This window comes from Sunxiuqinia sp., assembly GCF_055140945.1.
The window spans coordinates 56,334-69,599 of the sequence record NZ_JBSQYS010000013.1 but is presented as its reverse complement, the minus strand read 5'-3'; the positions used below and the strand labels follow the sequence as shown (position 1 = coordinate 69,599).

9 protein-coding genes are annotated in these 13,266 nt (G+C 40.9%); 5 read left to right on the top strand and 4 right to left on the bottom strand.

The features are described from left to right. Positions 1-18: 18 nt before the first annotated feature. The 4 genes from ACTB00_RS08270 to ACTB00_RS08255 all read left to right on the top strand — a co-directional run bounded on the left by ACTB00_RS08270 (position 19) and on the right by ACTB00_RS08255 (position 7,046). Positions 19-1,644 (top strand): RagB/SusD family nutrient uptake outer membrane protein, encoded by a 1,626-nt coding sequence (locus tag ACTB00_RS08270; protein ID WP_463299440.1) that lies wholly within the window; start codon positions 19-21, stop codon positions 1,642-1,644. A gap of 74 nt (positions 1,645-1,718) precedes the next feature. Further along, positions 1,719-4,109 (top strand): glycoside hydrolase family 31 protein, encoded by a 2,391-nt coding sequence (locus ACTB00_RS08265; protein WP_463299439.1) that lies wholly within the window; start codon positions 1,719-1,721, stop codon positions 4,107-4,109. An 11-nt stretch (positions 4,110-4,120) separates the two neighbouring features. Further along, positions 4,121-4,678, top strand: coding sequence for a DUF6144 family protein (locus ACTB00_RS08260; protein WP_463299438.1), 558 nt, complete (start codon positions 4,121-4,123; stop codon positions 4,676-4,678). Between the two features lie 16 nt (positions 4,679-4,694). Continuing rightward, complete coding sequence (locus ACTB00_RS08255; RefSeq protein WP_463299437.1) at positions 4,695-7,046, top strand: beta-L-arabinofuranosidase domain-containing protein; 2,352 nt, start codon at positions 4,695-4,697, stop codon at positions 7,044-7,046. Positions 7,047-7,252: 206 nt separating this feature from the next. Here ACTB00_RS08255 and ACTB00_RS08250 read toward each other — a convergent pair whose 3' ends face one another. Then, complete coding sequence (locus ACTB00_RS08250) at positions 7,253-7,663, bottom strand: response regulator (protein ID WP_463299436.1); 411 nt, start codon at positions 7,661-7,663, stop codon at positions 7,253-7,255. Positions 7,664-7,751: 88 nt separating this feature from the next. Then, positions 7,752-8,765 carry a GntR family transcriptional regulator gene (locus tag ACTB00_RS08245; protein WP_463299435.1) on the bottom strand — a complete coding sequence of 338 codons (1,014 nt, stop codon included), beginning with the start codon at positions 8,763-8,765 and terminating at the stop codon, positions 7,752-7,754. A 169-nt stretch (positions 8,766-8,934) separates the two neighbouring features. On the opposite strand from ACTB00_RS08245, the gene omp85 reads away from it, so the two are divergent. Then, positions 8,935-10,269, top strand: coding sequence for an Omp85 family outer membrane protein (gene omp85, locus ACTB00_RS08240; RefSeq protein ID WP_463299434.1), 1,335 nt, complete (start codon positions 8,935-8,937; stop codon positions 10,267-10,269). 182 nt (positions 10,270-10,451) lie between these two features. On the opposite strand, the gene ACTB00_RS08235 is transcribed toward omp85, so the two are convergent. Then, positions 10,452-11,720: a DUF819 family protein gene (locus ACTB00_RS08235; protein WP_463299433.1), complete on the bottom strand. Its 1,269-nt coding sequence runs from the start codon at positions 11,718-11,720 to the stop codon at positions 10,452-10,454. A gap of 48 nt (positions 11,721-11,768) precedes the next feature. After that, the gene (nhaC, locus tag ACTB00_RS08230; protein ID WP_463299432.1) at positions 11,769-13,232 is read right to left on the bottom strand and encodes a Na+/H+ antiporter NhaC; all 1,464 of its coding nucleotides are present in this window, start codon (positions 13,230-13,232) and stop codon (positions 11,769-11,771) included. Between the last annotated feature and the right edge of the window lie 34 nt (positions 13,233-13,266).

Genomic DNA, 13,266 nt, shown 5'->3' with positions numbered 1-13,266 from the left:
TCTTAAAACCGTAATAAAATGAAAAAGAATATATATATAAAACTGTTGTGTGCGGTTATCCTTCTTCTTGGAGTATCAACCTCATGTACCGAATTATTAGATGATAGTTATGGAAATGTAGTTGGTTCCCAATACAGTCCAGAGTCGGATGCAGATATTAGTTATCTCGTTAATGCCGCATATGTGCCGTGGAGAGAAACTTTATTACTCTGGAATGGTGTTCTTCGTGGGCAGCAGAACTGTGCTGATCAAGAAGTTACCCCTGCTCGTCCGAATGGATGGGTTGATGGCGGAATTTATAAAAGATGGCACCAGCACACCTGGACAGTAGAAGATAACTCTGTGTGGGAACCGTGGTCGCGTACTTACAATGGAGTTACTACTTGTAATCGTTTGCTTTCACAAATTGAGGATGGTACGATTGGCGTTGAAGGGGAAGCAAAGGATAAGTTGATCTCCGAACTGAAAGTTCTACGGGCTTCTTATTACTATATTTTGGTTGATTTCTATGGGAATATCCCAATTGTGACCGATTACAAGGATGTTGATTTGCCTGAACAATCTTCCAGAACTGAAGTTTTCAACTTTATTATAAGCGAAATTACTGACAATATTGATAACCTGTCAGAAGAAGCTCGTGGTTATTATTATGGGCGTTTTAATAAATGGGCTGCCTATACACTTCTTGCAAAGATATATCTAAATGCTGAAGTTTGGATTGGCACTGCACATTGGGATGATTGTATTATTGCTTGTAATAAAGTAATCGCATTTGCTGAAAGTACAGGTAGTTATGCACTGGAAAGCAACCAAAAAGATGTTTTCATTACGGAGAATCAGAACTCATTAGAAATCATCTATGGAATCCCGGAAGATGAAATTTATGTAACTGACTGGAATGCGTTCGATTTCCATTTAAATACCTTAGCTCCTGAAAGCCAAAAAACGTACAGTTTTACCAATGTGCCTTGGGGAGGTATCTGTGCTATTCCTCAGTTTATTGAAAGTTTTGATCCTGATGACATTCGCTTGAAGGAAAATTATGTTCAAGGACAACAATATACTGCTTCAGGTGACATACTTCCCCGAAGTGATAACGGCGAACCTCTTGTTTATGTAAATAACGTACCCAGCATTGATGAATCAACCATGTACGACGGGTACCGTTGGGGGAAATTCGAATATGCTATTGGAAGTACGAACCGTTTAAGTAACGACTTTCCGTTATTGCGATATGCCGATATCCTTTTGATGAAAGCTGAGTCATTAATGAGAACCGGACAATCAGGTGCTGGAGAGCTAGTGACCCAGGTACGCGCAAGAGCATTCAAAGATAATCCTGAAAAAGCCGCTGTTACCGATGAGGAATTGATTGGCGGTAGTAATTACGATTACGGTCGTCGTGACACTTATGAAACGACCCATGAGGGTGGTGCTGATATTGAGTATGGAAGATTCTTAGATGAACTAGGATGGGAGTTTTGTCAGGAAGGACGCCGTAGACAAGACTTGATACGGTTTGGTGTATTTACTACGAAGTCGTGGTTCTCTCACGATCCAAGTAGCGAATACAGAACAATCTATCCAATTCCAAATCAAGCGCTTCTAACAAATAGCAAATTATCCCAAAATCCAGGTTACTAATAAATACTTAATTATTTGACGAGAGAAGCTCATTTCTTAGTGAGCTTCTCTTTTAAACTTGTAAAAACTGATAAATGACTAAGAATTTTTTGGTTTTAATTTCGATATTCGTGTTTATTGCCGGTATTAATTGTCGGGCAAACAGTATTATTAAAAACGACCAAGGCATACAAAAATCAATTGGCTCAGTTGATATAAAGGTTCAATTTTACAGTCCTCAAATCGTTCGTGTCGTAAAATCAAAGAAAGGCGCAGACTTACCTTACGAAAGCCTTTCTGTAATCAAGACACCAGAAGATGTGTTGGTTCAAGTGACTGAGGATGATAATGCCGTTACGCTCTCTAGTTCATCTATGGTTATTTCTATAAAAAAAAATACTGGAGCTATTGAATTTTTTGATGCAGATCATCGTTTGTTGATTTCTGAAAAGACAAACGGGACCACGATCGAACCCAAAAAGTATGCAGGCGTTGAAGTGTTTAATGTTAAGCAGTGTTTTCAATTGGACCCGAACGAATTCATATATGGACTGGGGCAATTACAACATGGCAAAATGTCTCAACGCGGGCAAGAAGTTTTACTGAAGCAAGACAATAAGGAGAGTGTTATTCCTTTTATCCTATCCAATAAAGGATATGGAGTTTTTTGGGACAATTACTCGCCGACAAAATTCTCTGACAGCCAGAATGAAACGTTTTTTGATTCTGAAATCGGGCAATGTGTTGACTATTACGTAATGATTGGTGGTGATGCAGATGGAGTTGTTGCTCAAATGCGGGAGTTGACAGGTGACGTTCCGATGTTTCCTTATTGGACTTATGGTTATTGGCAAAGCCGTGAGCGCTACAAAACGCAGTTTGAAACGGTTGGGGTCGTAGAAAAATACCGCGAACTTGGTATCCCATTGGACGGTATTATTCAGGATTGGCGTTACTGGGGTGAAGATAGTGTTTGGAACAGGATGGCTTTTGATGAAACAAGGTTTCCCGATCCTAAAAGAATGGTCGATCAAGTACATGACATGAATGCGCACCTGATGATTGTCGCTTGGCCGGGATTTGGTCCGTTAACAAAACAATATGCTGAGTTTAAGAGCCGTAATATGCTGCTCAATTTTTTAACATGGCCACCAAACTCGGGAACCAAGCCCTACGATGTTTACAACCCTACCGCAAGGGATATCTATTGGGAATATCTAAATGAAGGTGTTTTCTCCTTTATTCATAATGATGCCTGGTGGCTGGATTCATCAGAGCCTGACCATATTGAGGTAAAAGACGAGGATTTTGAGCAACCAACATTTCTCGGACCATATCGTTCAGTTTTGAACGCATTTCCACTTGAGCACATTAAAGGCGTTTCAACGCATCAGCGCGCTACAACTGATAAAAAAAGAGTATTTATTCTTACTCGTTCTGCTTTTGCTGGTCAACAACGCTATGGAGCCAATTCCTGGTCGGGTGATGTTGTTACCGACTGGGATGTATTGCGTAAACAAATTTCGGCTGGGCTGAACTTTTCACTTTGTGGAATTCCTTATTGGAACAGTGATATTGGCGGATTCTTTGTTTGGCGTTTCCCTGGTGGAGTAGACAATAAAGCATTTCACGAAATATACGTTCGGTGGTTGCAGTTTGGAACTTTTTGTCCAATGATGCGATCTCATGGTACAGACACACCGCGAGAGATATACCAGTTTGGGGATAAAGGGGAATGGACATACAATGCCATAGAAAAGTTTATCAATCTCCGTTATCGCTTGCTTCCCTATATATATTCCACTTCGTGGGAGGTGACTTCAAAAAGTTCCACTATGATGCGTGCTTTAGTAATGGATTTTGCGGAAGATAAAAAAGCCCTGGATATTAACAATGAATACATGTTTGGAAAATCATTTTTGGTTTGTCCGGTTACTGAGCCCATGTATGTTAAGACAAAAAAAGATGAAACCAAATACGTTGATCCAGTTGAAAATTTCAGCAAAGTAAAGTCAACTCTGGTATATTTACCTGCAGGCACACAATGGTTTGACTTTTGGACAGGAAAGAGCTTTAATGGCGGTCAAACGATTGAAAAGAAAACACCGATCGATATTCTGCCTTTATATGTGAAAGCTGGGTCGATTGTGCCTTGGGGGCCTGAGGTGCAATATGCATCAGAAGAGAAAGCTGACGATATGGAGATTCGGATTTTCACTGGAGCTGATGGTGAATTTACGCTTTATGAAGATGAAGGTGATAACTACAATTATGAAGATGGCGTGTATTCAACCATTACATTTAAATGGAATGATGTAGCGCAAACATTAACTATTTCAGACCACCAGGGTGAATTCCCCGGTATGTTGCATGAACGCCAGTTCCGTTTGGTTTTGGTGAATGAAACTTCAGGAACTGGTTTGACAGAAAGCACACCTGTGAAAACGGTGTCTTACACAGGTAAAGCAGTTTCCGAAAAACTATAATACAGATTGGTATGGATACAAACCGCAGAAACTTTCTTAAACAAACCTGTACTGCAGGAGGATGTTTCTGCGGTTTTTCAGCCTTTGCCGGGGGAGATGGATTTGCAGCTGAGCCAAAGGACGAAGATAATAGCCGGCAAAAGATGATGCAGGAATGGATTTCCATCCTGATGGCAAGCGTGGACGAACACACGGACGAGAGCTTGTCGCGTGATTTGCTGAAAAACTGTGCTCGTGCTCATTATGAGCATCTAAAAATGAACGAATTTTTGAAACCGTATGTTGGAGATTTGGAAAAATTCATCCATTTTATCGAAGAGAAATGGGGATGGAAGATAAGCTACAGCAAAGAAGAAGGCGTGCTAATTGCAGACGAAAACAAAAATTACTGTGTTTGTCCGATGGTGAATAAAGAAAAAGGAATAAAATCGTCAATTTTGTGTTATTGTTCCGAAGGGTTTGCCGAGTTGATGTTTTCAGACGTGGCAGGCAAGCAGGTTCAGGCAAAGGTTATTTCTTCCATCCATCGCGGACAGGATCGGTGTCAATATGAGATTAAACTAAACTGAGAAGTACATCATGAATATGAGATCACTATTATTGTTAATTTGTTTTTTTCCATTGGCGCTGTTTGCGCAAAATACTCAACTTCAGACCTTTCATTTGTCTGATGTTCAGTTATTGGACAGCCCTTTTAAGCGAGCCATGTACACTGATATGCAGTATATGTTGGAAATGGATGTTGATCGATTGCTAGCCCCCTACTTACGCGAGGCAGGCTTAGACCCCAAAGCAGAAAGCTATGCGAATTGGGAAAACACAGGGCTCGACGGACACATTGGAGGTCACTATCTGTCGGCTTTAGCAATGATGTATGCAGCTGCGGGTGATGAGCGAATGAAAGAACGAATGGACTACATGATCAGCGAGCTGAAGCACGCACAGGATCAGTATGACGACGGTTATTTGGGTGGAGTGCCTGGCGGACGAGCCATGTGGGAAGAAATTGCTGATGGGCATATCGATGCCGGTTCATTCAGCTTAAATAAGAAGTGGGTTCCGCTTTATAATATTCATAAAATATACACGGGCTTGCGCGATGCCTATTGGTATGGCGAGAGTGAAGTGGCAAAGGAAATGTTGATCAAGCTCACTGACTGGGCTATTCAGCTGGTGTCAGATTTAAGCGAAGAAGAAATCCAGGATATGCTGCGAAGTGAGCATGGTGGATTGAACGAGGTTTTTGCAGATGTAGCTGTGATTACAGGTGATGAGAAGTATCTGGAACTGGCTCGTCAGTTTTCTCACGAATCCGTTTTGAAACCCTTATTGGAGCATGAAGACCACCTAACAGGTATGCATGCCAATACCCAGATTCCTAAAGTAATCGGGTATAAGCGAATTGCTGATGTGGAAGGAAATGAATCATGGGCGGAAGCTGCCCGTTTCTTTTGGGAAACAGTAGTCAAAAATCGGTCGGTTTCGATTGGCGGCAACAGCGTCCGTGAGCATTTCAACCCGGTTGATGATTTTTCGACCATGATTACCAGTGAGCAGGGACCAGAAACCTGCAACACATACAACATGCTAAAGCTAACCAAGCTGTTGTTCCTGTCTGATCCCAAAGGCGAATATATGGATTATTACGAACGAGCTTTGTATAACCATATTCTATCGACTCAAAATCCGGATCATGGAGGCTTTGTCTATTTCACCCCGATGCGCCCCGGACATTATCGGGTGTATTCGCAACCGGAAACGAGTTTCTGGTGCTGTGTGGGATCTGGCTTGGAAAACCACACTAAGTACGGTGAAATGATTTATGCTTACAGCGATGACGACTTGTATGTCAATTTGTTTATTCCTTCAAAATTAAGCTGGGAAGAAAAACAAGTGGAGGTCGTTCAACAAACCGATTTTCCCGATCAGGAAACAACCCAATTTACGATCAATCCAAAAGAACAACAGGTGTTTGCCTTGAATATTCGTTATCCCTCGTGGGTGAAAAAAGGAGAATTGAGCGTCACGATAAATGGAAAAGCAATTGATTTTCCTGCGCAGCTGGGTGAATACATAAGGATAAGCAGGAATTGGAAAAAAGGCGATGTGGTCGAAGTAACAATGCCCATGCACACCCACGTTGAACAATTACCTGATGGCGAAGCGTACTACACAATTTTACACGGTCCCATTGTGTTGGCTGCAAAAACGGATACTGCCGATATGGAGGGTCTATATGCCGATGATAGCCGGGGAGGACATATCGCTCACGGCGAGAAATATCCGTTGCAAGATATGCCGGTGATCATTAGCGAATCGGATGCAGTCGTTGGTGAAATCCATCCTGTTGCTGGAGAGGCTTTAACTTTTACTATTGATAATCTGGAACCGAAAAAGTATGCCGATCTGAAATTAATTCCTTTTTTCCGCCTTCATGAATCACGCTATGTAGTTTATTGGCAAGTGGAAACTGCGGAGAAATATGAGAAAATGCAACAAGAGCTGGCTGCCGAAGAAGCGGCCGAGCGACAATTGGCTTCACAAACAATCGATTTGGTTTTTCCGGGAGAGCAGCAACCCGAGTCCGACCACTTTATTGAAAGTGAAGAATCCCAAATTGGTGTAAATCAGGGACGCCATTGGCGCGATGCCCGGGGCTGGTTTAGCTATCAGTTAAAAGACGAAAAGAAGGAAGCAAAGAAGCTTCGCGTAATGTATTTTGGCCTGGACAACAACAGCCATTTTACTATTCTAGTGAATGGTGAGCTGATTACTGAAGTTAATCTTGATGGAAGCAAAGGCTTTGAATTTTTTACTGAGGACTATGCCATCCCGGCTGAAATCGCAGGGCAATCCGATGGTAAGTTGAGAGTTAAGTTTGAAGCAAAGGAAGGCTCAAGCGTTGGTGGTGTGTATGAAGTGCGCTTGATAAAGTGACAAATCTGCAATTTCAGGCTTGTCTTTTTCAATAAACCTTATGCGTGGAATAACCGTGGTGCGAACAAAATGAAAGTCTGGTTGCCGAAAGACTGATAAAGAGGCACGAGATGCCATATCCATAATAATGAAAGCCTGATGAAAACAATTATGTTGTATCCCATCAGGCTTTTTATTTCACTATTAATCGTTTATCTTAATTCTTACTAGGAACTTGATTGAGTCACAATTTTTAGCGGACATCTTTCCGGAGCGTATTTGGCTATAATGTCAATCAAATCCTGTCTCCGGATTGGTTTTGAAATATAGTCGTCACAACCTTCTTCAAAAGCCTTTCTTTTGTCCGATTCCATGGCATAAGCTGTTTGCGCTATGATTGGCAGGTTGGGACGAAACTTTTTAATTTCATTCGTTGCTGTGTAGCCGTCCATTACCGGCATGCGAATATCCATGAGCACCTGATCGAAATTCGGATTTTCCTGACACATTTTCACAGCACTCAAGCCATCTTTGGCTCGATACAGTTTAATGTTAAATTCGCTGAGAGATTCGACAAGATACAAGAAATTAAACTCCTCGTCTTCGGCAACCAATATGTGAATTAGATTTTCAGACATACTTATGCTTTCTGTTGTTAATATTAAAGTGCTTTGAATATACTGGATTCAATTGTTATAGCCAATTTTTGGACAAAAATAGTTCGAATTAGAGGGAATTCCTACGAATGAAATCGAAAGGACTTTTGATTCGACGGAAATTCTGGCTGAGAATCATTTCAGCAGCGAGCTGTCCAATTTGGTTGTGATTGGTTGAAATGGTTGAGATGCCGTCACTCAGCAACTCTTTTACCGGACTTTCGTTGTACGAGAGGATGCCAATATCTTTTCCGGCAATCCAATTCTTGGGTTTGATAAATTTTAAAAGCTCAAACAAATCATTATCCGAAATCAGAATGTAAGCTTCGTTTTGCTTAATGTCTTTGTGTTCCAGCGAGTCGAAAATTTGGCAATTAAAATTATGAATTTGACTGAAGATTGTAAATCCCCGACTAATGAATTGCGAATAATATTCATTCTTAGGGAAAACAAGATTCAGCTTTTTGTATTTCTTTAATAGATCAATTGCTTCACCCAAAGCATTCAAAATATCTTTGTCGTACTCCTGATAAACTACCGGATAGTTTTTTAATTCATCCAGATTTTTGTCAATAATTAAAACTTTTTCCTTCGGAATTGTTTTGATGACCTGGCTAACATTAGCCTGTTCATTTCTGAAATGTGGCAGGATAACAAAGTAGTCGTAATTGCTGAGGTTATTGTTGATAATGTTTTCAAACTCTGCGATATCATAATTGTATATGAACACATCCACACTGCCTTTAGCTCCAATTGTATTTACAAATGACGAATATAAACTCCTTTTGTAGTTACTCAGTTTGTTGAAAATCAGGGCAATCTTAAGTTTCCGGCTTACTGTTGTTTTATTCACGTAGTAGCCTTTGCCTCTGACGGCTAATAAAACTCCCTTTTTTTTAAGATGAACGTAAGCTTTTTCCACCGTATCTCTGGAGAGCAGCAGTTCTTCACTTGTTTCGTTGATGGATGGGATACGTTGACCATGTTTGAATATTCCAGCTTCAATATCTGAAATGATAAGCTCTTCCACCTGTTTGTATTTTGGAACTTCAGAATCAGAATCTATCCTGGAAAATTGAGTCATTGTCTTTTAGATTGCAAAAGTTAAGTTGTGCACGATCAAAGTGTAAAAATAAGAAATCCATCATTTAACCGAAGTATGTCTTCAAAATAATTTATCGAAGCCGATTTCAATAATAGTAGGTTTAGCTAAAAAAGAGGTATTTTCGTTTAGCACGAACAATTATACTGAAATGAAATCATATCAAATTCTCTTTCTGCTTCTTTTAATTAGCATATCGGTTTTTCCTCAGAGCGAAGAAAATGAACAATCAATAAAAAGCGGATGGAACTTTGGAGCATTGCCGGCAATTACTTTCGATAACGATTTGGGTTTTCAGTACGGGGCTTTTGTTAATTTATTCGATTATGGCGATGGCAGCCGCTATCCAAACTACGAGCATTCTCTTTATCTTGAAGTATCGCGTTACACCAAAGGCAGCGGCGTGTATCGGTTTTATTATGATTCTGACCAATTAATAAAGGATGTTCAAACGTCAATGGACCTGAGTTATTTAACCGATCAGACTTATGATTTTTATGGATTTAACGGTTACGATGCCGTCTTCAATAGAAATTGGATTGATGAAGATGCTGCAGACTACAGAACACGAATGTTTTATAAATACGACCGTAAATTATTTCGCTGGAAAATTGACTTGCAGGGGAAAATAGCCACCGGGCGGTTTCGTTGGATCGCCGGTTTTAATTTCCTGAATTTTAAGATTGACAAGGTCAAACTGGAAAAATTAAATGAAGGGAAAAGTGGTTCTGATGTTTTGCCTGATGTGCCCGGCTTGTATGAACACTATATTGATTGGGGCATTATAAAAGAGGAGGAAGCTGATGGCGGTTTTGTGCCAACTTTTAAAGGTGGTTTGGTTTGGGATACCCGCGATAATAAGCCCAATCCGATGAAAGGCATTTGGGCTGAAGCCGTATTGTTGGTATCGCCAAATATTTTGGGAGCTGAAAGTTCTTTTTCAAAATTGAGTTTAACGCATCGTCAGTATTTTACAATTATTCCGGATGATTTATCCCTGGCTTATCGGATAGCCTGGCAAACAACCTTATCGGGCAATGTGCCTTTTTATTATCAGTCGCAGGTAATCACTTCTGTTATGAAAGGAGCTACATCCGAAGGGCTGGGCGGCTCAAAAACGCTTCGCGGAATACGAAGAAACCGAGTGGTTGGTGACGGTGTCCTTCTCGCAAATGTTGAATTACGTTGGAAGTTTGCCCGTTTTCAACTTCTAAATAATAATTTCTACCTCGGCCTAAATGGGTTTGTCGATTTTGGCCAGGTAACCGATAAGATTGAATTTGTCAATCCTCTTTCTCCCGAGATGTCATCGATTCGATATGCTGATTATTTTGAAGATCATGCTGAACAGATGCATATTTCCTATGGCGCAGGTTTGCGAATTGCCATGAATCAAAACTTTATCATTGCACTGGATTATGGGATAGCTGCAGATGAACGGGATGGCGATTCCGGATTCTACATGGGACTGAATTATCTCTTTTAATAATATGAATGTCTGCACATTTACCGATATAGTTCTTCATGTCGTCAAGTGTTGTCATTCCTTGTCATTGGTTTGATGACAACTTAATGACCGCCTAAATGACCATCGAATGACTTAACACGACCTTAGGAAAACTCACGGATAATCAATGTCGTAGTTGTACCGACGAAGGCGTCAAAATATCAAAATCCACTCAGAAAGTAAGCGATGGCAACACCAATATAATTTCCAAAGGCATAGCCCAGAATACCAACCGTCAGGCCGGAAATAATGATCTCTTTGTTTTTTAAAGCTCCGGCAACAACCGGCACAAATGGGGGAGAATAGGTGAGGGCTGTGATGGTAATTATGGTCGTGTCGGAGTCCACTTTAAAGATCCACGACAAGAAAACATGGATAATCATAGATCCAAAAACAGCCATTGTAACAAACAGGAAGAGATACAAGAAATCGATCTGAAACATGCTGCTCAAATCGCCCATACTTGCTACTACCAGCGAAAACACAATAATAAAGTACATCCCAAGCTGAAAGGTTTTCTTAAGGTGGTTGACAATTTTTATGGAGCTGAAAATAAGTCCCAGCGTTGTGATGGATAAAATGACCGTTACCATTTGAGCTGATTTTGGCACGAGCAAACTGAGTCCGCCTGATATCGCAAATATTACAATTGATAGCCCCAATGCTTTGAGCAAATGCATTACTCCATTTTTAGTCAGCATTTTGCTATAGTTGTCCATACTCTCATCTTTAACATCAACTTCTTGACTACGTTCTTTTGATGAGTATTTGAAACGCGGAAGAAACAAGTTGAATACTTGTTGGGCTGCAGTCATTAAAAAGGTTAGGCAGATGGCTCCAAGCATCATGTCGTAGGTGTGAGTCAGAATGAATATGTTGGGACTAACATCAACTGCGGTGCTGATGGCTGCCAGGTTTGGCGTGCCTCCGGTGTAAATTCCAACCAACATACCCGAGACTTTCCATGCTTCAGCTATTTCATTTTTAAATAGGAAGAAGCCAGCGAAAATTACAATTAGCAACGATACCATGGCCAAAATAAGTGAGAGCAGTGCGCCTTTAGCTTGCTTGATCCACTGTTTTATATCAAGCGAAAACAGTAGCAGAGGGATAGCCAGCGGAATGACAATGGTGATGATGATATCTTGAATGCCGGCAACATGGTTTGCAAGAAGGTCGTTGGGAGAAATTAATCCCTGAGCTAATAATTCGTTTGTCTGTTCCTGCGGAAGACTGGTCTTTCCTGCCAGAATTGTTTTAAAGGCAACTGATGCTCTGGGTAAAATACCACTATTACCAGCAACTAATCCGATGATGTAGGCCAAAACTACTGCTCCAATCTTATTCAATAATTTTGAAATTTGCGTCAGATAAAGCAGAAGAATTGGCAGACCAAAATACAAAACAATCAATACAATTCCTGGAATCATAAACTAGACGGATTAGTTAGCACGCAATCAAATATAGAAAATGTTTTGTCATTTGATTTCTGGCGATGGTTTAGGCTTGGTAAAAGTCTTATCAAATCGTCGGATTTTAATATTGAGATAAGCCATCAGAATACTCATAAACGGGCTGATAATATTGAAAAAACAATAAGGGAGATAATCAAAAGTGGCGACACCCAATATCCGAGCTTGTGTTGCTCCTCCGGTGTTCCAAGGGATAAGAACTGACGTGACCGTTCCGGCATCTTCAAGCGTTCGGCTAAGCACTTCGGGTTTCAAGCCTTTATCTTCAAAAGCTTTTCGGTACATTCGCCCGGGCACAACAATCGAAATATATTGGTCTGATGCTGTTGCATTAAAAAACAAGCAAGTCCCGGCAGTTGATGCCACCAAAGAACCGGTCGATTTGGCCATCTTCATAATTGGGCGGGTAATTCGAGAAAGCAGTCCGCCGGCTTCCATAATTCCTCCAAAAACCATGGCGGAAAGGATCAGCCAAATAGTGTCGAGCATCCCGCGCATCCCGGTGGTGTGCATCAATCGGTTCACACTGTCATTCGAAGTTGAAATGGATACTTCTCCAAACATCGATTGCATAAAGCTGATATATGAGGCTTTGGGGTAGTCAATGCCTTGCCCTGCTATCTCCTGAATAATTGCCGGTTGAAAAACCACAGCTGCCATTCCGCCTAACAAAGTTCCAATCATTAACGATGGGATGGGCGGAACCTTTAGAATAATGATAACGAAAAGAATAACTGGCACTAGAAATAACCAAGGCGTTGTGTTGAAAGATTCTCCAATGACTGATTTTACTTGCTCAACATCGGAAACCGTTTCGCTAAAATTGTAATTAAACCCAATAACTAAAAACAGAATCAGGGTAATGAGCATGGTTGGAACGGTGGTCCACAGCATGTATCGGATGTGGGTAAACAAGTCGGTTCCAGCCATGGCCGGAGCAAGATTTGTCGTGTCACTCAGGGGCGAAATTTTATCACCAAAGTAAGCACCCGAGATAATGGCTCCTGCAACAACAGGGTTGCCAATTCCAATGGCATTGCCAATTCCCAGCAAAGCCACTCCAATTGTTGCAATCGTTGACCATGAGCTTCCTGTTGAAACGGAAACTAATCCACTGACGACGACCGCTGTAAATAAAAAAAGTTTTGGGTTAATAAGATCCAGCCCGTAGTAGATCATTGTGGGTACAATTCCGCTAGCCATCCAGGTTCCTGCCAGCGAACCAATAAGCAGAAGTATGAGCATAGCCGGCATGGCAGACCCAATCGTTTTTACAACTTGCTTGCTTGTCGATTCCCATTTTTGTCCGTTTCGCCTAACAATTATACCCGCAACAGTTGCAGCCAGCAACAAGGCTATTTGGTTCGATCCGGCAAGTGTATCTTCAAAAATGAATACATTAAGGGTGAGTAGAATAATCAAACAAATAATAGGAAGCAAGGCTTCAGCCAGGTTGGGAGTACTTTTCATAAAACAATATTGGGAGGCATTAATTAGTTATAAA